18 protein-coding genes and 1 pseudogene are annotated in these 21,229 nt (G+C 62.5%); 11 read left to right on the top strand and 8 right to left on the bottom strand.

Translation table 11 applies throughout. The features are described from left to right. The first annotated feature begins 1,005 nt into the window (after positions 1-1,005). The 9 genes and pseudogenes from ABIB57_RS12240 to ABIB57_RS12200 all read left to right on the top strand — a co-directional run. The gene (locus tag ABIB57_RS12240; protein ID WP_354041113.1) at positions 1,006-1,461 is read left to right on the top strand and encodes a DUF4126 family protein; all 456 of its coding nucleotides are present in this window, start codon (positions 1,006-1,008) and stop codon (positions 1,459-1,461) included. 68 nt (positions 1,462-1,529) lie between these two features. After that, the gene (locus ABIB57_RS12235) at positions 1,530-1,913 is read left to right on the top strand and encodes an MliC family protein (protein ID WP_354041111.1); all 384 of its coding nucleotides are present in this window, start codon (positions 1,530-1,532) and stop codon (positions 1,911-1,913) included. A gap of 37 nt (positions 1,914-1,950) precedes the next feature. Continuing rightward, positions 1,951-2,196, top strand: coding sequence for a hypothetical protein (locus tag ABIB57_RS12230; RefSeq protein WP_354041110.1), 246 nt, complete (start codon positions 1,951-1,953; stop codon positions 2,194-2,196). 16 nt (positions 2,197-2,212) lie between these two features. Further along, a complete protein-coding gene (locus tag ABIB57_RS12225) occupies positions 2,213-2,677 on the top strand; it encodes an urease accessory protein UreE (protein ID WP_354041109.1) in 465 nt (154 codons plus the stop codon). After that, positions 2,674-3,333, top strand: a complete 660-nt coding sequence (locus tag ABIB57_RS12220; RefSeq protein WP_354041107.1) for an urease accessory protein UreF — start codon at positions 2,674-2,676, stop codon at positions 3,331-3,333. The genes ABIB57_RS12225 and ABIB57_RS12220 overlap by 4 nt, the downstream gene beginning before the upstream one ends. Then, positions 3,330-3,761: a DUF3995 domain-containing protein gene (locus ABIB57_RS12215; protein WP_354041105.1), complete on the top strand. Its 432-nt coding sequence runs from the start codon at positions 3,330-3,332 to the stop codon at positions 3,759-3,761. Before ABIB57_RS12220 ends, ABIB57_RS12215 begins: the two co-directional genes overlap by 4 nt. Further along, positions 3,758-4,390 (top strand): urease accessory protein UreG, encoded by a 633-nt coding sequence (gene ureG, locus ABIB57_RS12210; RefSeq protein WP_299732268.1) that lies wholly within the window; start codon positions 3,758-3,760, stop codon positions 4,388-4,390. The genes ABIB57_RS12215 and ureG overlap by 4 nt, the downstream gene beginning before the upstream one ends. A 23-nt stretch (positions 4,391-4,413) precedes the next feature. Then, positions 4,414-4,707 (top strand): hypothetical protein, encoded by a 294-nt coding sequence (locus tag ABIB57_RS12205; RefSeq protein WP_354041103.1) that lies wholly within the window; start codon positions 4,414-4,416, stop codon positions 4,705-4,707. A 12-nt stretch (positions 4,708-4,719) separates the two neighbouring features. Beyond that, positions 4,720-4,851, top strand: a pseudogene (locus ABIB57_RS12200) (GNAT family N-acetyltransferase); the annotation flags it as partial. Positions 4,852-4,853: 2 nt separating this feature from the next. Here ABIB57_RS12200 and glgX read toward each other — a convergent pair. The 8 genes from glgX to ABIB57_RS12160 form a co-directional block, all read right to left on the bottom strand. Continuing rightward, positions 4,854-6,857 carry a glycogen debranching protein GlgX gene (gene glgX / locus ABIB57_RS12195; RefSeq protein WP_354041101.1) on the bottom strand — a complete coding sequence of 668 codons (2,004 nt, stop codon included), beginning with the start codon at positions 6,855-6,857 and terminating at the stop codon, positions 4,854-4,856. A gap of 13 nt (positions 6,858-6,870) precedes the next feature. Then, positions 6,871-8,505, bottom strand: coding sequence for an alpha-D-glucose phosphate-specific phosphoglucomutase (locus tag ABIB57_RS12190; RefSeq protein ID WP_354041099.1), 1,635 nt, complete (start codon positions 8,503-8,505; stop codon positions 6,871-6,873). Beyond that, positions 8,486-9,946 carry a glycogen synthase GlgA gene (gene glgA / locus ABIB57_RS12185; RefSeq protein ID WP_354041373.1) on the bottom strand — a complete coding sequence of 487 codons (1,461 nt, stop codon included), beginning with the start codon at positions 9,944-9,946 and terminating at the stop codon, positions 8,486-8,488. Before glgA ends, ABIB57_RS12190 begins: the two co-directional genes overlap by 20 nt. Continuing rightward, on the bottom strand, positions 9,946-11,217 hold the full coding sequence (gene glgC, locus ABIB57_RS12180) for a glucose-1-phosphate adenylyltransferase (protein WP_354041097.1): 1,272 nt from the start codon (positions 11,215-11,217) through the stop codon (positions 9,946-9,948). The genes glgA and glgC overlap by 1 nt, the downstream gene beginning before the upstream one ends. A gap of 56 nt (positions 11,218-11,273) precedes the next feature. Beyond that, positions 11,274-13,469, bottom strand: coding sequence for a 1,4-alpha-glucan branching protein GlgB (gene glgB / locus ABIB57_RS12175; protein WP_354041095.1), 2,196 nt, complete (start codon positions 13,467-13,469; stop codon positions 11,274-11,276). A 103-nt stretch (positions 13,470-13,572) separates the two neighbouring features. Next, complete coding sequence (locus tag ABIB57_RS12170) at positions 13,573-16,047, bottom strand: glycogen/starch/alpha-glucan phosphorylase (protein ID WP_354041093.1); 2,475 nt, start codon at positions 16,045-16,047, stop codon at positions 13,573-13,575. A gap of 96 nt (positions 16,048-16,143) precedes the next feature. Continuing rightward, positions 16,144-18,000 carry a monovalent cation:proton antiporter-2 (CPA2) family protein gene (locus tag ABIB57_RS12165; RefSeq protein ID WP_354041092.1) on the bottom strand — a complete coding sequence of 619 codons (1,857 nt, stop codon included), beginning with the start codon at positions 17,998-18,000 and terminating at the stop codon, positions 16,144-16,146. Between the two features lie 78 nt (positions 18,001-18,078). After that, positions 18,079-19,338, bottom strand: a complete 1,260-nt coding sequence (locus ABIB57_RS12160; RefSeq protein ID WP_354041090.1) for an AI-2E family transporter — start codon at positions 19,336-19,338, stop codon at positions 18,079-18,081. A 125-nt stretch (positions 19,339-19,463) separates the two neighbouring features. Between ABIB57_RS12160 and ABIB57_RS12155 the strand changes: the two genes are divergently transcribed. After that, a complete protein-coding gene (locus ABIB57_RS12155; protein WP_354041088.1) occupies positions 19,464-20,402 on the top strand; it encodes a nucleoside hydrolase in 939 nt (312 codons plus the stop codon). A 58-nt stretch (positions 20,403-20,460) separates the two neighbouring features. Next, positions 20,461-21,072, top strand: a complete 612-nt coding sequence (locus ABIB57_RS12150) for a LysE family translocator (RefSeq protein ID WP_354041086.1) — start codon at positions 20,461-20,463, stop codon at positions 21,070-21,072. The last annotated feature ends 157 nt before the right edge of the window (positions 21,073-21,229 follow it).

Raw genomic sequence — 21,229 nt, 5'->3', positions numbered from 1 at the left:
CTCCATTTTGAGACGAAGGGCATCGCGGCCCCTAGATATCGTCCCGGCAGAAACGTGGCCGTCACGATGCGAAATCGTGGCGCCCACCACCCCCCTCTCATCGGGAGGAAAAGGCCAGCGGCCTGAACTGCATCGCGCCCCAAGAGCGGCGCGTACTCCTCCCCCTGCCAGGGGGAGGCCGGGTGGGGGTCTCGTTTGACCTCGATCTCACCCCATCCCCCCTTCCCCGCGGGCTTGACCCGCGGGCCCCTCGCCATCCCACCGAATTCAGTGCGACCGGACAGTGCCTTGCGGGTCAAGCCCGCGGGAAGACCGGTGGTGTAAGAGCGCGGTGATAAAGCCATCTACCGTATCGCTTATCCAATGCATCAGCTCCATCGTTCCCTCCCCCTTGAGGGGAGGGCCAGGGTGGGGGAATTCTCCTCCGAGGGGAGCCAGCCGAAACCAACGCCACTCCGCGCCACATGGCTGGCCTCGATCTAGTCCCCCACCGCCCTTCCCGCGGGAAGACCGAGTGCGGTGTGAGCATCCCTTGCCCCCGAATTTCTCCCTCTTATCCCCCTCGATAAATCCTCCCGCATACTCACCCCCGATATCTCCACAATGGCTGCGGGTTCGCGACGAACGGCCGTGGAGAGTTTGGTGGGAGGGGAATGCGGTCGCGCGATCCCTGGGCCAGCGCGACGTTCGTCTCCTGAAACAATGGAGGCCACGTTCGAGCGGCCAGAAACCCCATCGCATGCGGCGAGACGCTGTCTCGCTTATCTACAAAACCATGAGGCACGTCTCGCCGCATGCCGCAGTCTTCGAGCCGTCCCGCTCTGCGGGCAAATCGATCCAGTGGATCGATTTGAGGAGAGAAGGCCATAAGAGCTACGCTCGAATGGCAACCGCCCGGCAAGCCCGCGCGGCGTTTGCGTTCGCTCATTCAAATATCGAACGATACAATCCCCGATTTCCACGCTAGACTTTGCTCGCTTCACAAATGTCTTTGGGGGACTCATCATGATCTACGTTCTCGTCTTGCTGATCGGCATCGTCGCCGGTCTGCGCGCCGCCACGCCAATCGCGGCCATCAGCCTTGGCGCCTATCTTGGCTGGCTCGATTTCACTGGCACCTGGTACAGTTTCCTCGGCTCGCTACCAGCCGTCATCATTCTCGTTCTGCTCGCCATTCTCGAACTGGTCGGCGACCAATTGCCATCGACGCCCAGCCGCAAGGTGCCGATGCAATTCGGTGGCCGCGTGATCATGGGCGCCATCGCCGGCGCCTTGCTGTTCCCCGCCAATTGGATCATCGGGCTGATCATCGGTGCCGTCGGCGCCGTGCTCGGCACGCTTGGCGGCGCCGAAGTGCGCTCGATGCTGGCCAAGGCCCTGGGCCGCGATCTGCCCGCCGGCATAATCGAGGACATCGTTGCTGTCGTCGCCGCCCTGCTGATCGTCTACTACGTGGTTTGATCGGCGGCCAAACTTCCGCCCTGCGCATCGCTTAACCAGGCTGCGCAGGGTGCGTCATGGAGTTGAAAATGACCGTTCGTCTCGACCGTATCGTTCTGTCCGTCCTGTTGCTCGCGGCCGCTGTGACGCCGAGCCTTGCCCAGTCCGTCCAATCCAGCGTGACGCTCAGTCTCGACGGCGATGTCGAGAAGAAAACCAGCCAATATGACTGCGGCGACTTCGGGCAGCTCAGCGTCGTCTATATCAATGCCGGCTCGAATTTCCTCGCCCTCGTGCCCTTCGACGGCGAGACGCTCATTTTCACCACGGTGCTGAGCGGCTCCGGTGCCCGCTACGTTTCGGGCACCCATGAATGGGCCACCAAGGGACCCGAAGCCACGTTGCTCGATGTCACCGCCGCCGAGGGTGCGCCCCCGCTCGCCACCTGCTCCGAAATCATCAACACACCCTAGGCCATGGAAACTGTGCCGGCTCCAGAGCTGTTTCCCCATGTTCGTATCGTCATGGGTATGGTCATCGGCCTTGGCCAATTTCCTGTTCGACGCCACCGATACGCTGATCAAGGGCCAGGCCCATTGGGACAAGTTCGGCCTCGAATATTACATCCAGGTCCCGATCGGCCTGATCCTCTGCGCCATCCGCACCGCCGACCGGCGGTTTCATCTCGCGCTCGTCAGCGTCCACCTGATCTACCAGGGCTCATGGATTCTGCGCCTGTTCAACACTGTCACCTGACCCCGGAAAGCCCTTCATGCTGCGTGCCCTATCCCACCTCCCCGCCGAGCACCGCCAGGGCATCCCGTTCGACCGCGTCGTGCTCGAACACGACGAACGCCGCCTCCGCCGCAAGCTGCTGCGGCTACAGAACGGCGAGGAAATCATGCTCGATTTCCCCCAGACCATCACCCTGGACCACCAGGGCGCCATCCAGCTTGAAGATGGCCGCCTGGTCGAAGTCATCGCCGCCCCCGAACTGCTCTACGAAATCCGCGCCCGCGACGCCGACCACCTGGTCCGTCTCGCCTGGCATATCGGCAACCGCCACACTTCGGCGCAACTCGAAGCCAGCCGCATCCTGATCAAGCGCGACCACGTGCTCAAGACCATGCTCGAAGGCCTAGGCGCCGTCGTCACCAATGTGTCCGAACCGTTCTTTGCCGAACACGGCGCCTATCATAGCCACGCCGAACCCGGCCACGCTCTGCTCGCCCGATGACCAAAGCCGGCGACCTGCAAAAACTGCTGACCTGGCTCTCCCCTGCCTTCCCGGTCGGCGCCTTCGCCTGGTCCGCCGGGCTCGAAACCGCCATCGTCGATGCCCGCATCCACGATCGCGCCACCACGCATGACTGGATCGAGGCCAGCCTCGCCCATGGCGGCCTGCGCACCGACGCCATCCTGCTCGCCCACGCTCACCGCTCTACCAATGCCGCCGCTCTCAGCGAGCTGGCCGATCTCTGCCTCGCCCTCACCCCGGCCCGCGAGCGCCATGACGAAACCACCATCACCGGGGACGCCTTCGCCAATGCCGCCCGCGCCTGGCCGTCACCGGTCTATGCATCACTGCCCCAGCCCTGCCCCTACCCCATCGCCGTCGGCGCTATCGCCGCCGCCCACGGCATCGATCTAGCCGCCACGCTGGTCGCGTTCCTGACTGCCATTGTCCACGCCCAAGTCTCGGTCGCCGTCCGTCTCGTCCCCATCGGCCAGTCCGACGGCCTCGCAATCATGGCCGCCCTGGAGCCCACTATTCTGGCCCGTGCCGAACTGTGCCAGCATGCCGCACTGGACGATATCGGCACGATCGCCTACGCCGCTGATATCGCCCAGATGCGCCACGAAACCCTCACGACAAGAATTTTCCGCTCATGAGCATGCTGATCGCCGCCTTCATGTTCGTCGCCCTGCTGGCGGTTTGCTTCGCCCACCTGCTCTGGTCGATCGGCCGCACCTGGCCGATCCGCGAGGAAAAGCTGCTGGCCCAGACGGTCGTCGGCACTGCTGGCGTTGAACACATGCCGCCCAAGCTGGCGTCGTTCGGCGTCGCGCTTTTCACCATCCTCTCCGGCGTGACCGCGCTGGCCCTCGCCGATCACGACAGCGGCGGCGTGGGCATGACGCTGCTCGGCGTCCCCTTCGCCGCCATTTTTCTAGCGCGCGGCATTGCCGGCTACACCGCCTGGTTCAAGGCCAAAACCCCCCAACCCAACTTCCGCCTCAACGACCGGCGTGTATACTCACCGCTATGCCTGGCGCTCGGCGCAGGCTTTCTGGTTCTTGTGGTGATGAGGTTGGTATGAAGTCGCTCAACGGTCCATTGCGCATCGGCATCGGTGGCCCCGTCGGCTCCGGCAAGACCACGCTCTGCGAGATGCTGCTCAAGGCGATGCGCGACCGCTACTCCATGGCTGTCGTCACCAATGATATCTACACCCAGGAAGACGCGCTGATCCTGGCGCGCGCCCAGGCCATTTCCGAGGACCGCATCGTCGGCGTCGAAACCGGCGGCTGTCCGCATACGGCGATCCGCGAGGACGCCTCGCTGAACCTCGCCGCCATCGCCGATCTCAACCGCAAGTTTCCCGATCTCGATATCATCCTGATCGAGAGCGGCGGCGATAACCTGGCCGCGACCTTCTCGCCCGACCTGGCCGACCTGACGATCTATGTCATCTCTGTAGCCCAGGGCGAAAAAATACCGCGCAAAGGCGGCCCGGCCATTTCTCGTTCGGACCTGCTGGTCATCACCCATACCGATCTGGCCCCCTATGTGGGCGCCAGCCTCGAGGTGATGGAAAGCGACACGCAGAAGGTGCGCGAGGGCCGGCCCTATATTTTCACCGACCTGCTCCGCCGCGAAGCCCTCGACGAGATCATCGCCTATATCGAGCACGCCGGCGGCCTGCAGGACGCCGTCGCGGCCGAGTAGCCGTGAGCACAAGCCATCTTCGTATGCGCAAGCATCTCGACACGGCGGTCGAGGCGCCCGTTTGGCCCCCTGGGATCAGGCCGGCAGCCTTTGACTCCGTCGACCCACGCCTGCTGCACGCGGTGCTGGAAGAGGCGTTCCCCGGTCTCGTCGCCCCGCTTGCGGATTGGTACGGCAACATGACCAGCTACGATGAATTCGACCCCGCCCTTTGCGTGCCCGCTCAGACGGAGGACGGCAGCATAGCGGGTTTCATGCAATGCTGGACGTCGGGCTTCATCAAGGACCTCGCGGTCGCGGAACGTTTCCGCGGCTAAGGCGTCGGCGCCGCACTGATGCAACACGCCTTCGCCCTCTTCGCCGCGCGCGGCCTTGCCCATGTCGACCTCAAGGTCGACACCGACGAAGAGCCCGCGCGCCGGCTCTATGCCCGGCTCGGCATGGTTGAAGTCTCGCGCTAAGCTTACTGGTCGCGCACCAAAGCCACCACCGAGCGCGGCGTCAGGGTGACGGTGCCTTCGGAGAACGCCACATCGGCCTGATCGTCGGATTCGATCCCGACCACCCAGTCGCCCTCGGGCATGCGCGCCACCACCGGCTCGGTGCGGCGATTGAACCACACCAGCACTTCATCGTCCTTGGTCCGCAATTGCATGCCGAGGACCGAAGCGCCGGATTCCTGCCAGTCACCCTCGTTCATTTCGCGCCCGTCCGGATGCAGCCACACCACGTCGCGGATGCCCGCCTTGTCGGTGGCGCCGGTCAGGAAATGCTCATGCGTCAGCGCCGGATGGCTCCGTCTAAACCGCTGCGCGGCAGCGACGAAATCCACCAGGTCGCCGTCATTGGTTTCCCAGTCGACCCAGGTGATTTCATTGTCCTGCGCATAAGCATTGTTGTTGCCGCTCTGGGTTCGGTACATCTCATCGCCCTGCTGGATCAGCGGCGTGCCGCGTGACAGGAACAGCGTGGCCAGCAGCGCCCGCACATCGCGCTTACGCGCCGCATTGATGGCCTCGTCGTCGGTCTCGCCCTCGACACCGCAATTCCACGAGGAATTGTTGCTGTGCCCGTCGCGATTGCTCTCGCCATTGGCCTCGTTGTGCTTGTCGTTGTAGCTGACGAGATCACGCAGCGTGAAACCGTCATGAACGGCCAACAGGTTCACGCCGCTGGTCGGCTTGCGCCCGGCAAAGTTGAAAATCTCGGCGGAACCGGCGACCTTGCCGGCCAATGCGCCGATCTTGCCATCGTCACCGCGCCAGAAGCTGCGCACTTCATCGCGATAGGTGTCGTTCCACTCGCGGAATTCCTTGCCGAACTGCCCGAGCTGATAGCCGCCCGGACCCGGATCCCAAGGTTCGGCCACGAGGATCGCCTTGCTCAACACCGGATCAGCCTTGATCTTCTGCAACAGCTCGGCATTCGGATTGAACCCCGGCTCGCGGCCCAAGACCGGCGCCAGATCGAAGCGGAAGCCGGACACGCCCATTTCCTCGACCCAGTAGCGTAGGCTTTCAATCACCAGCCGCTGTGTCGCGGGATGATCGCAGCGCAGCGTATTTCCGGTGCCGGTATCGTTGACCAGATGCTGCTGCCCATCGACCTCGACGAAGCGGTAATAGGTTTTGGCATCCAGCCCCATCAGCGAGAGCATCGGCCCGTTCTCGTCGCCCTCGCCGGTATGGTTGTAGACCACATCGAGGATCACCGAGATGCCGTTCTTGCGGTACAGATCGGTCATGTTCCGCAATTCCTGCGGCCCGCGCGGCATCAGGCGCGGGTCGGGCGCGAAATAACTGACCGGATTATAGCCCCAGGCATTGGTCAGGCCCAGGCTGGGCAGGTGACCGTCATCGATCCAGGCCGCGATCGGCATCAATTCGACCGTATCGACACCCAGATATTTGAAATGGTCGATCACCCGCCGCGTCGTCAGCGCCGCGACAGTGCCGCGCAACGGCCCCTGCACGCTCGGATGGCGCATGGTGAAACCACGCACATTGAGCTCATACATCAGCTTGGGCGCGCGGTTACGCGGCATGATGGCTTCATTGCCATCGCTGACCACGATCGCCTTGGGAATCAGTTCGGCCGTATCCACCGCCTCCTGCCGATCCAGCCGCAGCCGCGGCGAGCGCACGAACACCCGGTCCAACCGGCGCGCATAGGGATCGACCAGCAGCTTTTGCGGATCGAAGAAATACCCCTGCTCCGGGTTATATTCCCCGTCCGCGCGCAAGCCATAGCGCGTGCCGGCGCCAAGCCCGGCCACGAGGCCGGCGCGGATATTATCCTGATGCACGTCGAGTTCGAACCGGTCGGTTTCCTGGTCCTGCTCGTCATAGATCGAGACCCAGATCGTGGAGGCCGACTCCGAATAGACGGCGAAATTGACGCCCTCGTCGACAATGGTGGCGCCGAGCTTGTCGATGCTCCCGGCGCCGGGAACCAGATTGGGTTTCATCAGATTGCCGACATTAGGTGATGACACTGGGTTCCTGACGGCCGGTTCGCTGCTTGAGGCCTGAGAGTTGGTCGGCGAGTTCGATGAGCTCCTCAAGGGCGGATTGGGTCTCAAGATCGTGTCGTCCATCAGCTGCCTCATAATTTTCGAGATACAGCCGCAACGTTGCCCCGACGGTGCCGGTTCCACTCAAGCGCAGTACGATACGAGACCCATCGGTAAAACCGATGCGGATGCCCTGCTTGGCGCTGGTCGAGCCATCCACCGGGTCGTGATAGGTGAAGTCGTCCGCATAGGCGACCTGCAGGTCATCGCCGAAGTTCTGGCCCACAAGGCCGGGAAGCTTGGCGCGCAGGTCATCCACCAGGCCGCTGGCAATGCCCGCATCGACCTCTTCATAGTCGTGCCGCGTGTAGTAGTTGCGGCCATAGGTGGCCCAATGCTCGCGCACGATCTCATCGACGCTCTGCTTGCGCACCGCGACGATGTTGAGCCAGAGCAGCACCGCCCACAGCCCGTCCTTCTCGCGCACATGGCTCGAGCCCGTGCCGGCGCTTTCCTCGCCGCAGATCGTCACCCGACCCGCATCGAGGAGATTGCCGAAGAACTTCCAGCCCGTCGGCGTCTCGTGCATTTCGATGCCGAGCTTTTCCGCCACCCGATCCGCCGCCGCGCTGGTGGGCATCGAGCGCGCAATGCCGGCAATACCGCCCTTATAGCCCGGCGCCAGATGCGCATTGGCCGCCAGCAGCGCCAGCGAATCCGATGGCGTCACAAATCGGTTCTTGCCGATGATCAGGTTGCGATCGCCATCGCCGTCCGAGGCCGCGCCGAAATCGGGGCCCTCTGGGGTCATCAGCAGGTCGAACATGTCCTTGCAATAGACCAGATTGGGATCGGGATGCCCGCCGCCGAAATCGGGCAAGGGCTTGCCGTTGACCACGGTGCCCACCGGCGCGCCCAGCCTGCCTTCGAGGATGGCATGCGCGTATGGCCCGGTGATCGCGTGCATGGCGTCGAACGTCATGCGGAAGCCCGATGCAAACAGCGCTTCGATCGCCGGGAAATCGAACAGCGTCTCCATCAATGCGGCATAGTCGGCGACCGGATCGACGACCTCGACGATCATCCCGGCCGAATTCTGGATGCCCAGCCGTCCCAGCTCGACATCGCGCTCATTGGCGATTTTGTAGCTCTCGATCACCTTGCTGCGCGCGAATACCGCATCGGTGATCTTCTCGGGCGCCGGCCCGCCATTGCCGATATTGTACTTGATGCCGAAATCGCCGTCCGGACCGCCCGGATTGTGGCTGGCCGACAGCACCAGCCCACCAAACGCCTTGTAGTGCCGGATGAGATGACTCGCGGCCGGGGTCGACAGCAGACCCTCCTGCCCCACGATCACCTTGCCGAACCCATTGGCGGCGGCCATGCGGATCGCCGTCTGGATGGCGACATCATTGTAGAACCGCCCATCGCCGCCAATTACCAGCGTCTTGCCCTGAAAATCCTCGAGGCTATCGAAAATCGCCTGCAGGTAGTTCTCGACGTAATTCTCCTGCTGGTAAACCTTCACCCGCTTTCGCAGGCCCGAGGTCCCCGGCTTCTGATCGTCATAGGGCGTCGTGTTAATCGTTTGAATCGTCATGAATATTGAGCCCTGTCAGTGTGGCGTAGAGATCGGCATAGCGACCCGCGCTCGCCTCCCAAGACACGTCGGACTTCATCCCCCGCCGTTGCATTTTTTTCCAGGTCTTGTCGTCATTGTAGAGCCGAACCGTCCTGCGGATCGCCTCGTAAAGCGCGTGCGCGCTATTGGCATCGAACATTATGCCCGTCGCCACGCCCGCATCCAACGCCGCCGGATTGGCATCGATCACCGTGTCCGCCAGCCCGCCAATGCGGCTCACTACCGGCACGCAACCATAGCGCAGCCCATAAAGCTGGGTCAGCCCGCACGGCTCGAACCGCGACGGGATCAGGATCGCATCCGCCCCGCCCTGGATCAGATGCGACAAGTCCTCATCGTAGCGCGTGATGATGCCGACCTTGCCGGGATACAGCCCCGTGGCATGGCGGAACCCGTCTTCCAGATACCCCTCGCCCGAGCCGAGCACGACCAATCGCGCCCCCAGCTCGACCAGACCGCGCAGCGCCTGCAGCAGCAGGTCCATGCCCTTCTGGTCGGTCAGCCGGCTGATAACGCAGAACAGCGGGCCGTCCTCGCCGTCGAGGCCAAACTTTTCCACCAGCCGGGCCTTGTTGGCTCGGCGCAGATGCACCGTATTGCCGGAATATTTTTGCGGGAGCGACGCATCGGTCATCGGGTCCCAGGCGGCGGTATCGATGCCGTTGAGGATGCCGATCACCGTATCGGCGCGCCCGTTGAGCAGCCCTTCCAGCCCCATGCCGAATTCCGGCGTGCGGATTTCATCGGCATAGTTCGGGCTCACCGTGGTGACGTAATCGGCGCATTCCATGCCCGATTTCAGGTAGGAAATCCCGCCATAATACTCGACGCCACCCACCTCGAACGCCTGCGGTGGCAGTCGCAACTGAGCGAAAATTTCGCGTCCGAAAAAGCCTTTGAAGGCCATATTATGGACGGTCATGATGGTCTTGATGCCCGAGGGCGTGCCGTATTTGATATAGGCCGGCACCAGCCCCGCCTGCCAATCGTGGCAATGGATCACCTGCGGACGATAGCCATCAACCAGCCCCCAGGCTAGTTCGGCCGCCACCCAGCTCAGCGCCGCGAACCGCTTCCAGTTATCCGGCCAGTCCCAGCCATCCGGCGCCACATAGGGATTGCCCGGCCGGTCATAGAGATGCGGCGCCTCGATGACGATCAGGTCGAGCCCCGCGAACCGGCCCGCGATCAATTTGCCTGGCGCGCCGAACAGATCATCGATTTCCGCGACCACCCGGCCGCCATCGATCTTGCTCATCACCGCCGGATAACCCGGCAGCAGTGTACGCAGGGTCACGCCCTTGTCGCCCAGCGCCAAAGGCAGGGCGCCGGCCACGTCGGCCAGCCCCCCGGTCTTGATCAGCGGATAGACTTCGGCCGCAACGGAGAGGACTTCGATCATCGGCTCGCCAGGTACTTGTCAATCATCGCCTGGGTGATCAGCGTCACCCCTTCTTCGCTGCGCCGGAACCATTTGGCGTCGAATTCGGGGTCCTCGCCAACGACCAGTCCCTCGGGGATGTTCACCCCGCGGTCGATCACCACCTTCGTCAGCCGCGCGCTGCGCCCGATATCGCAATAGGGCAGCACCACCGCCTCATTGAGTTCGGAATAAGAATGCACCCGCGAGCCGGTCGAGAGCAGCGTCTTCTGCAGATAGCCGCCCGAGATAATGCAGTCGCCCGACACCAGTGAATTGACCGCCGCACCGCGACGACCGTCGAAATCATGCACGAACTTGGCCGGCGGGGTGATCTCGGCATAGGTCCAGATCGGCCAGTCGCGATCGTAAAGATCGAGCTGCGGCTGGATGTCGGTCAAATCGATCGAAGCCTTCCAATAGGCATCGATGGTGCCGACGTCCCGCCAGTACGACACGTCTTCCTTGGACGAGCGCACACAGGAGCGGTTGAAGCGGTGCGCCCAGGCGGTGCCGTTCTTGACGATATAAGGAATGATGTCCTTGCCGAAATCGCGGCTGGAGCCTTCGGTCGCGGCGTCGCGGCGCAACTGCTCCATCAGGAACCGCGTCTCGAACACATAAATGCCCATCGAGGCCAGCGCCATGTTCGGATTGTCCGGTATCCCCGGCGGATCCTTGGGCTTTTCTACGAAATCGACAACCCGGTCGCGTCCGTCGACAGCCATCACGCCAAATCCGGTGGCCTCCATGCGCGGCACTTCCAGGCACCCGATGGTCACATCGGCACCGGTGTCCACATGCTGGCGCAGCATGATTTCATAGTCCATCTTGTAGATATGGTCGCCCGCCAGGATGACGATATAGCGCGCGCCGTAATCCTCGATGATGTCCATGTTCTGGTACACGGCGTCAGCGGTGCCGGCATACCACATGTCCTCGGCCACACGCTGGCTGGCGGGCAGCACGTCGAAGCTTTCGTTACGCTCCGGCCGCAGGAAGTTCCAGCCGCGCCCCAGATGCCGGATCAGGCTATGGGCCTGATACTGCGTCGCCACCGAAATTCGGCGAATGCCCGAATTGATGGCATTGGACAGCGCAAAATCGATGATGCGCGACTTGCCGCCGAAATACACGGCCGGCTTGGCGCGCCGGTCGGTCAATTCCATCAGCCGCGTACCGCGGCCACCAGCGAGCACATAGGCCATCGCCTCGCGTGCCAGCGGTGAAGGAACTCGATAGTCTGCCATTCTTGCCCTCCGTTATATGCCCGGATTAGTCCGGAACGTATCTCAATGAAACCGGCTCATTCCGGTTCGAATTTCAGGAACAGTGTCGAAAGCGGCGGCAGGTAAAGCTCCGCCTCCGCCGGCCAATGCTGGCCTTCCACGGGCTTGGCTATGACGGCGCCCTGGTTGCCGGTATTGCTGCCGGCGTACCATCCGGCATCGGTATTGATCCGCTCGACCCATTTGCCAGCAGCCGGCATCGGGATGCGGTAATTCTCGCGCGGCACCGGCGTGAAATTGGAGATCACCAGCACCGGTTCCGCCCCCGGCGCCTTGCGCACCCAGGCAAACACCGAATTGGCATAGTCATTGCCAATGATCCACTCGAACCCGTCCGGCTCGCAATCCCGCTCATGGAGAGCCGGAAGCTGGCGATAAGCGGTGTTCAAATCCGTCACCAACCGCCGCATGCCTTCATGCGCGCCGGCGTCGAGCAACCACCAATCCAGCGACTTGCTTTCGGCCCATTCTTCGCGCTGGGCAAATTCCTGGCCCATGAACAGCAGCTTCTTGCCGGGATGGCCCCACATGAAGGCGTAGTACGCGCGCAGGTTAGCGAACTGTTGCCAGTCATCGCCCGGCATTTTCTCGATCAGCGAGCCCTTGCCATGCACCACTTCGTCATGGCTCAGCGGCAGCACGAAATTCTCGGAGAATGCGTAGACCATGCCGAAGGTCATGTCGTTGTGGTGGTACTTGCGATGCACCGCCTCGCGGCTCATGAACCGCAGCGTGTCGTTCATGAAACCCATGTTCCACTTGAACCCGAAACCCAGTCCGCCCGTATAGGCCGGATGGCTGACGCCGGGCCATGACGTGGATTCCTCGGCGATCATGAATGTGCCCGGATGCAGCCGGTAGGCTTCGATATTGACCTTGCGGATGAACTCGACGGCCTCGAGGTTTTCGTTGCCGCCAAGCTTGTTGGGCACCCACTGCCCCGCTTGTCGCGAATAATCGAGATACAGCATCGATGCCACCGCATCGACCCGCAGCCCATCAATGTGGAATTTCTCCAGCCAATACAGCGCGTTGTTGACGAGGAAGCTGACGACCTCGCGCCGGCCGAAATTGTAGATCGCGGTGTTCCAGTCGGGGTGGTAGCCCTGCCGCGGATCGGCATGTTCGTAGAGCGCCGTGCCGTCGAAATGGGCCAGCCCAAACTCGTCGGTCGGGAAATGCGCCGGCACCCAATCGAGGATAATCCCCAACCCCGCCTCGTGTGCCGCGTCGACAAAACGCGCAAACGCTGCCGGATCGCCAAACCGTGCCGTTGGGGAATAAAGCCCGGTCGGCTGATAACCCCAGCTCGGATCGAACGGATGCTCGGTAATCGGCATCAGCTCGATATGGGTATAGCCCATGTCGGCCGCATAGGGCACGAGCTGCTCGGCCAATTGGTCATAGGTCAGGAAACCGCCATCCGGCCGTCGGCGCCATGAGCCGAGATGCACCTCATAGATCGACATCGGCGTGCGGCGCCAATCGCGCGTCGCCCGCTCCTCGATATATTTCTGGTCGGTCCATACGAACGGCGTCGGATCTGGCACCACCGAAGCCGTCTTTGGCCGCATTTCCGATTGCCGCGCAAACGGATCGGCCTTCAGCGGCAGTACTACCCCATCGGGCCCGACGATCTCGAATTTATACAGCGTCCCCGTGCCCAGCACCGGAATGAACACTTCCCAGATGCCGTTCTCGAACCGGTTGCGCATCGGATTGCGCCGCCCGTCCCATTCGTTGAACGGCCCAACAACGCTAACGCGCTTGGCGTTCGGAGCCCACACCGCAAAATGCGTGCCGTGGATGCCCTCGAATTCCATCTCATGGGCGCCGAGCTTGTCGAACAGCCGCAAATGGCTGCCTTCGCCGATGTAGTAATCGTCCATCGGCCCCAGCACCGGCCCAAAGCTATAGGGGTCGTAGACCTCCCATTCGCCGCCGGCATTCTTGGCGCGATAGCGGATCGGCTGACGCTTGTCGACCGTGACCTGGCCCTCGAAAAAGCCTGCCGGATGCCGCGGCGTCAAAAAGCCCAGTTCCGTACCATCCAGCGTGAACGCCTCGACCAGTTCGGCATGCGGAATGAACGCGCGCAGCACCCAATCGGTGCCGATCTGCTGCAGCCCCAGGAAGCCGAACGGATTGGCGTGCCGACCAGCAACGATTGCATCCACCTCTGCCGAGTCGGCCTGCCAGGTTTCCTTACTCAAACGTCCATCCCCCTATGGTCCGTCGCAGCGCACCAGTGCGCCACATATGACCCTATGTTTCCTGCCGGCCTGATCTTGAGGTCAGTTACCGCCAGTCGTATCGTCATGCGGGCACCGTCACGCCCCAGATGTCGGCAGCATATTGCCGGATGGTGCGGTCCGACGAGAAGAACCCCACATGGGCGGTATTGCGGATCGCCATGGCGTTCCACCGCCGCTTGTCGGTCCAGATCGCGTCCACCTGCGCCTGCGCTTCGACATACGCGTCGAAGTCACGCGCCACCATGAACCAGTCATGGTCGTAGAGCGCGCCGATCAGGTCGCGATAGCGGTTCGGATCGTCCGGCGAGAAGACGCCCGATGAAATCGACCCCAGCGCTTCCTTGAGCCGCGACGAGTTGTCGATCGCCGACCGTGGCACTTCACTCTTGGCCCGCTTGTCGTTGACCTCATCGGTGGTCAGGCCGAAGATCACGATATTGTCCGCGCCCACTTCCTTGTGCATTTCCACATTGGCGCCATCCATGGTGCCGATGGTGATTGCCCCATTGGCCATGAACTTCATGTTGCCGGTGCCCGAGGCTTCCATGCCAGCGGTCGAAATCTGCTCGGACAGGTCCGCGGCAGGTACGATCACTTCGGCAAGGCTGACATTGTAGTTTGGCAGGAAGACCACCTTGAGCAGGCCACGCACCGCAGGATCATTGTTGATGACCCTGGCCACGTCATTGATGAGTTTGATGATGAGCTTGGCGTTCCAGTAGCCCGGAGCCGCCTTGCCCGCAAAAATCTTAACGCGCGGAACCCATTCGCGTTCCGGATGCGCCCGAATTTCATCATAGGCGGCAACAGCTTGGATAATGTTCAGCAATTGCCTTTTGTATTCGTGGATACGCTTGATCTGCACGTCGAACATCGCGTCCGGCGATACCACGATGCCCAGCCGATCCTTGATCAACTGTGCCAGCCGGCGTTTGTTGCCCATCTTGACGGCTGCGAACTGCCCCTGGAACGAGGGATCGTCGGCATGCGCATCGAGCCCCTTGAGCAGCTCGATATCGTCGAGAAATCCGGGTCCTATGCGGTCAATCACCAGCTTGGTCAGCCCCGGATTACACTGCATCAACCAGCGGCGCGGCGTGATGCCATTGGTCTTGTTGTTGATGCGGTCGGGATAGAGCTTGTGCAGGTCCGAAAACACCGTCTTTTTCATCAGCTCGGTGTGCAGCGCCGAAACGCCGTTGATCGAGTGTGATCCCACGAACGCCAACTGCCCCATGCGCACGCGCCGGCCGCCCGCTTCGTCGATCAGCGACACATTGGCGATCTGCGCGTCGGTGAACTTGGCGCGCACCCGCGCCTCGGTCAAAACGTCGGCGTTGATCTGGTAGATGATCTGCATGTGGCGCGGCAGCAGCCGCTCCAGCAGCGCCACCGGCCAGGTTTCGAGCGCCTCGGGCAGCAGCGTATGGTTGGTATAGCCAAACACGCCACGGCTCAGCTTCCAGGCGTCGGCCCATTTCAGCCCATTGTCATCGACCAGAATGCGCATCAGCTCGCAGATCGAAATCGCCGGATGGGTATCGTTGAGATGGATCGCCACCTTTTCGGGCAGCGAGCCCAGATCGCCATATTGCTGCAAATGTCGGCGCACGATGTCTTGCAGCGATGCCGACGAGAAGAAGAACTCCTGGCGCAACCGCAGTTCCTGGCCCGCCGCCGTCGAGTCGGCGGGGTAAAGCACCCGCGTGATCGCTTCCGCCCGCGAGCTTTCCTCCAGCGCGCCGATATGGTCGCCCGAGTTGAACTTGTCCAGCAGGATCGGATCGATCGGCTGCGCGCTCCACAGCCGTAAGGTGTTCACCCGGGCGCCGCGCCAACCCACGATTGGCGTATCGAAGGCCACCGCCAGCACATGGTCGTTCGGTCGCCATTCCTGGCGGATGGTGCCGTCCGGATCGGTCACCGGCTCGACATGGCCGCCAAAGCCGACCTCATAGGCGCTTTCACGCCGCTCGAATTCCCATGGATTGCCGTGGGCGAGCCATTCTTCGGGCAGTTCGACCTGCCAGCCCTCGCTCATTTCCTGCCGGAACAGGCCGTGGACATAGCGAATGCCATAGCCGTAGGCGGGAATCTTCAGGGTCGACATGGATTCCAGAAAACACGCCGCCAGCCGGCCGAGACCGCCATTGCCCAAAGCCGCATCGGGCTCCAGGTTGATCAGGTCGCCCAGATCGACATTGAGGTTCTTGAGCGCATCGCGCACCGGCTCGATCAGCCCGACATTGCTCATCGCGTCCCGCATCAGGCGACCGATGAGAAACTCGAGACTGAGATAATAGACGCGCTTCTGCGAGGTCCGCCACGTCTCGCGTGAGGACTCCATCCAGCGATCCATGACCCGGTCGCGTACCGTCAGGATAGTGGCCGCCAGCCAGTCATGTGGGCGGGCGACAATGGGGTCTTTCCCGACTGAATAAATCAGTCTTTCTAGGATTTCGGCCTGGATGGCCTCAACGGTGGTGGCACGTGGCTCCGGCGTAGGGGCGTCGTAAACGATCGGCTGTTGCGGCATATCGCAATCCAGGTTTCATGACGATGTATTCCCCTCTAGAGACTTTAGTCTTGCACTTAATTTGGGCAGTTGAAACCCCCAGAATTTTGCATGGCTCTATGCCGGTTCGACTGGATGAGTAGTCTTGGAAACTGTTTCCTCGATCGCCTCGGGATCGATGTCGACGCCACTTTCGCGGGCCTGATCCTCGGCATTGCTGAGCAGCAGGTGCCGCCCCGCCATTGCCGGCCCACCGGCCTGTTGCAGGTCGAACCGCTGCCGGTCGCGCTGCCGCACGCCCTCCATGACGTTATCAACCTCCTCATCGGTGGCGCCTAGAATGCGGATCGCCGCCCGCCCAAACGCCAGCGATGATTCGAAAACCTCGCGGATTTGATATTCGACCCCGGAATTGACCAGCTTGATCGCGTGACCACGGTCAAATGCGCGGGCCATCACCTTGACCAGCGGGAACTCGTCGCGCAGCAATTCGGCGATGCGGATCGCGGACTCCCGGTTGTCGATGCAGATCATCACCACGTCGGCCGTCCCGGCGCCCGCGGCCCGCAGAATATCCAGCCGCGTGCCGTCGCCGTAATAGATCTTGAAGCCCAGTTGCGCGGCCACCCGGATCATGTCGGTGTCGTTATCGATGATCGATACCGTATGGTGCATGGCCAGCAGCGGCTGGCTGGCGATCTGGCCGAAGCGGCCAAAGCCGATCAGCAGGATGCGGGCATCCAGGCCACTGACCTTCTCCACGCCCTCCATCGAGGGCTTGGGCTTGGGCGTCAGGTAACCCAGCGCGATGATGGCGAATGGCGTGATGACCATCGAGACGATCACGGTGGCGGTGAAGATGGCATTGGTCGGCCCGTCGATCAGCCCCGCCGTCGCCGCGGTGGTATAGAGCACGAAGGCGAATTCGCCGCCTTGCGACATCAGCACCGCCCGCTCCAGCGCCTCGGCATGCTTGGACTTGAGCAGCCGCGCGATGACATAGATCGCGCCCGCCTTGATCAGCATATAGGCGACCACGCTCATGGCGATGGTGACCCAGTGTCCGGCCACCACCGACAGGTCCAGCGACATGCCCACGGCCAGGAAAAACAGCCCGAGCAAAATGCCACGGAACGGCTCGACATCAGCCTCCAACTGGTTGCGGAACGCCGACGTTGATAGCAGCACCCCAGCGAGAAACGCGCCCATCGCCATAGACAATCCGCTGACCTGGAACAGCAGTGCCGCCCCCAGCACCACCAGGAGCGCCGCTGCCGTCATCACCTCGCGCAATTTGCTGGCGGCGAGTAGCGCGAACAGCGGATTCATGATTCGCCGCCCCAGGAAAATCAGCAGCGCCACGGCGCCCAACGCGATGGCGATGCTGGTCAGGCGCGCCCATAGCCCGCCGTCTTCCCCCGTCGGCGCCAGGATCGCGATAATGGCCAGCAGCGGCACGATGGCGAGATCTTCCAGCAGCAGGATCGACACCATGCGTTGCCCGCTATCGGTCGACAGCTCGCCCCGCTCCCCCAGGATTTGCATGACGATGGCCGTCGAGGTCAGCACGAAGCCCATCCCGAAAATGAAGGCCACCACCGGCGAAAACCCCAGCAACACGCCGGCACCAGTCAACAGCGCGCCACAGACGGCCACCTGGATAACGCCCAGCCCGAAAATCTGCTTGCGTAGCGCCCACAGCTTCGCGGGCTCCATTTCAAGGCCAATGATGAAAAGGAACATGACGACGCCGAGTTCCGCCGCCGCCAGCACAGATTCAGGATCATGGATGAGGCCGAGGCCGGATGGCCCCAGAAGAAGGCCCGCAGCCAGATATCCCAGCACGCTGCCAAGCCCCAGTCGCTTGAACAACGGCACGGCAATCACGCCCGCCGCCAGCAGCACCACGACCGGCACCAAATCTATGCCATGGCTCGCCGCCTCTGCCGCATGCCCCACTACTTCAACCGCCACGAACACTCTCCTGCATTGAGCGGCAAGTGTTTCGCCTGCTCATCACGGCGTCAAGCGTCATGGCTGCAGGGCAGTCCCTCAGGTCGCCGTTTCGACCCCGCTCGGCAGCGTGCCTTCGGGGGGCTGAAGGCGGGCGTCCTTGCGCTTTTCCGCCGGGGTTGCGGCAGCTTCAGCCTGTTCGCGAATGGCCTTGGCCGCATTGGCGAGCAACTCGTCGCGGTCGGTCATATTGCGCGTGCGGCGCACCCGCCGGCTTGGCTCCAGCGGCTTGCTGGGCAACAAGTGCGCCATGATCGAGGTGGTGATCAACAGTGACGGAACAGCCACGAGGCCCCCGACCGGACCCCACGCCCAAAGCCAGAACGTGATGGACAGGAAAATCAGGAACGGATTGAGCGTCATCGTCCGGCCGATGAAATGGGGCGTGACCACCTGCCCCTCGCAAAAGGTAATCACCAGATAGCAGGCCACCGGCAGCAGGATATGTTCCAGCCCGGTTTGGGTCCCAAGACCTACCGATACCAGCACCAGGATCATGACGCCCTGACCCACATAAGGAATATAGTTCAGCACCGCCGCCATCGCGCCCCACAGCAGCGGGGAGGGCATGCCGATGGCCCACATGACCAGCGTGACCGCAGCCCCGACACACATATTGATCATCGTGATGGACAGCAGGAACCGCGACACTTTCTGTTCGACATCGCGAAACACATGCGCTGTGCGCCAGCGCATCCGTCGGCTGACGCAGAGCGACAAAACCGACAGGCGGATATGGTCGCGCGTCGCCACGAAAAAGTAGAGACTGGCTAGGAATATCAGCATTTGTGCGAGGATTGCGGGCGCCAGCAGCGCGATGCTGGTCACGGCGCCGCCGCCATTGTCCACCGTCACGCTCATGGCGCTGGATCGCCCGAAGACCGACCCCAATTGCTCCTGGAACGAGCCGATGGCGGCCAGCGGCTCCTTGAAATTGGCCAGTTCCGCCTGCAATTTCTGCCAGATCATCGGGCCCTTGGCGACCCATTCCGATAGCGGCACCGCAAACAGCGCCATGCCCAGCAGGATCACGGCGATCAGCAGCAGCACCACCACGGCGGAGGACAGCGCCGGCGGCACGCCAAAGCGCTCGACCCGATCGGCGACTGGCCCGAACATCAAGCCAATGACGATGGCGAGGAAAACCGGGGCAAGGAACACCTGCCCCACCTGCAACGCAACCACCAGCACCATGAAGCCCAGGAACACCAGAGCAACACTGCCGGCATTGCGCAAGATGCGCTCGAATTGGCTCTCCGACAGCTCCTGGTCGACCTTGCTGCTCGACACGCGTGCCATCTGTTGTCCCTCGACGTCTAAAGCCCGTGCCCACAACGGTGACGCGGGTCAAACGTTCCGGTCGACCGCGTTCCCGGCGCCCGCTATCATCGTGGCGATTCAACCATTGAAGCTAAGGCCTTCTCATGCCCCGCAAAATCATCATCGACACCGATCCTGGTCAGGACGATGCCGTCGCCATCCTGCTCGCGCTGGCTTCACCCGAACTTGAGGTGCTGGGCATCGTGGCTGTGGCGGGCAATGTGGGTCTGCACCATAACGCCAATAACGCCCTCAAGATCGCCGAGCTTGCCGGACGAGCCGATGTTCCGGTCTTTGCCGGCTGTGCCCGACCGATGCGCCGCACGCTGGTGACCGCCGAGCATGTGCATGGCGATACCGGCCTCAACGGCCCCGACCTGCCGCAGCCCAAAACCGCGCTGCAAGCCCAGCACGGCGTCGATTACATCATCGATACCTTGATGGCGGCCGAGCCCAAGAGCATCACCCTCTGCACGCTGGGGCCTTTGACCAATATCGGCATGGCGCTGGTTAAGCAGCCGGCCATTGCCGAACGCATCGCCGAGATCGTCATGATGGGCGGCGGCTATTTCGAAGCGGGCAACATCACACCCGCCGCCGAATTCAACATCTATGTCGATCCCGAAGCCGCCGACCTCGTTATGCGCTGCGGGGCGCCGATCACCATGATGACGCTCGACGTGACCCATCAAATCCAGTCCACCCCCGAACGGCTGAACGCCATCCGCGCCATCGGCAACAAAAGTGGCACCGCCGTGTACGAAATGCTCACCTTCTCGGAGAGTTTTGACCTCAAGAAATACGGCTGGGACGGCGCACCGCTGCACGACCCCACCGTTATCGCCTATTTGCTGCGCCCTGAGCTGTTCGACGGGCGCCTGTGCAACGTTACCATCGAGACCGCCAGCGAACTGACCGTCGGCATGACCGTGGCCGATTACTGGCACGTCACCGACAGGCCGCGGAACGTGAACTACATGCGCAACGGCAATGCCGTTGGCTTCTACGCGCTGTTGCTGGAGCGCCTCGCGCTTCTGCCGTAGACGATTGCGAAGCTGACCGACCAGCGTTAGGGTCCGCCTCCAATCTGGCGGGCCGATCATGGATATCTTCACGCTTCTGACCTTCACCATCGCTTATGCCATCGCCGTGCTGGTGCCCGGTCCCGGCGTCGCCGCCGTGGTGGCGCGCGCCCTGGGCGGCGGCTTCCGCGGTGCTTTCCCAATGGTGTTGGGCATCCTGGCCGGTGATCTGGTCTATTTCGTTTTCGCGGTGTTCGGGCTGGCCGCCGTCGCCCACTATTTCGGCCCGATCTTCGTCGTCATCCGCTGGGCTGGCGCCGCTTACCTGCTCTATGTCGCCTACAAGTTCTGGACCGCCCGGCCCGGCGCCGAACAGATGAAACCCAAGAGCGAGAGCGCGCTCAAGACCTTCCTCGCCGGCTTCTCGCTGACCATGGGCAATCCCAAGACCATCGTCTTCTACCTCGCCATCCTGCCCACGGTGATCCCGCTCGACCAGATGAACCCTGTTGCCTTCGCCGAACTGACCTTCATCGTAGTCGTGGTGCTGCTCATCATCGGCTGCGGTTACGCCTGGCTGGCCTCCGCCGCCCGCGAAATGTTCCGCAGCCCCAAGGCCCTTGGCCGGCTCAACAAGACCGCCGGCGCCATGATGGCCACCGCCGCCGGCCTCGTCGTCTGGCAACACTAGAGACCAATCGAGAGCGAAATGCCTCAGTCGACACCTCCCCCTTCCAGGGGGAGGATCAAGGTGGGGGTTTTCTTCGTGAGATTGGGGCTCTCATACCCCCACCCAGCCTCCCCCTGGGAGGGGGAGGAGCAGCAAGAGGGTGCTGGCAAACCTGAAT

The organism is Devosia sp. UYZn731, from assembly GCF_040546795.1.
In the GTDB taxonomy this organism is placed as follows: domain Bacteria; phylum Pseudomonadota; class Alphaproteobacteria; order Rhizobiales; family Devosiaceae; genus Devosia.
Note: the sequence above shows the minus strand (reverse complement) of the source record. Positions and strands in the feature narration are given on the sequence as shown.

Bases quoted from the DNA above. Each gene is read 5' to 3' on its own strand.
- ABIB57_RS12220 (WP_354041107.1), top strand. From the start codon at position 2,674: ATGACCAAAGCCGGCGACCTGCAAAAACTGCTGACCTGGCTCTCCCCT.
- ABIB57_RS12205 (WP_354041103.1), top strand. From the start codon at position 4,414: ATGCGCAAGCATCTCGACACGGCGGTCGAGGCGCCCGTTTGGCCCCCT.
- ureG (WP_299732268.1), top strand. From the start codon at position 3,758: ATGAAGTCGCTCAACGGTCCATTGCGCATCGGCATCGGTGGCCCCGTC.
- ABIB57_RS12225 (WP_354041109.1), top strand. From the start codon at position 2,213: ATGCTGCGTGCCCTATCCCACCTCCCCGCCGAGCACCGCCAGGGCATC.
- glgC (WP_354041097.1), bottom strand. From the start codon at position 11,217: ATGGCAGACTATCGAGTTCCTTCACCGCTGGCACGCGAGGCGATGGCC.
- ABIB57_RS12190 (WP_354041099.1), bottom strand. From the start codon at position 8,505: ATGACGATTCAAACGATTAACACGACGCCCTATGACGATCAGAAGCCG.
- ABIB57_RS12240 (WP_354041113.1), top strand. From the start codon at position 1,006: ATGATCTACGTTCTCGTCTTGCTGATCGGCATCGTCGCCGGTCTGCGC.
- ABIB57_RS12215 (WP_354041105.1), top strand. From the start codon at position 3,330: ATGAGCATGCTGATCGCCGCCTTCATGTTCGTCGCCCTGCTGGCGGTT.
- ABIB57_RS12230 (WP_354041110.1), top strand. From the start codon at position 1,951: ATGTTCGTATCGTCATGGGTATGGTCATCGGCCTTGGCCAATTTCCTG.
- ABIB57_RS12235 (WP_354041111.1), top strand. From the start codon at position 1,530: ATGACCGTTCGTCTCGACCGTATCGTTCTGTCCGTCCTGTTGCTCGCG.
- ABIB57_RS12150 (WP_354041086.1), top strand. From the start codon at position 20,461: ATGGATATCTTCACGCTTCTGACCTTCACCATCGCTTATGCCATCGCC.
- ABIB57_RS12160 (WP_354041090.1), bottom strand. From the start codon at position 19,338: ATGGCACGCGTGTCGAGCAGCAAGGTCGACCAGGAGCTGTCGGAGAGC.
- ABIB57_RS12155 (WP_354041088.1), top strand. From the start codon at position 19,464: ATGCCCCGCAAAATCATCATCGACACCGATCCTGGTCAGGACGATGCC.
- ABIB57_RS12170 (WP_354041093.1), bottom strand. From the start codon at position 16,047: ATGCCGCAACAGCCGATCGTTTACGACGCCCCTACGCCGGAGCCACGT.
- glgX (WP_354041101.1), bottom strand. From the start codon at position 6,857: ATGAAACCCAATCTGGTTCCCGGCGCCGGGAGCATCGACAAGCTCGGC.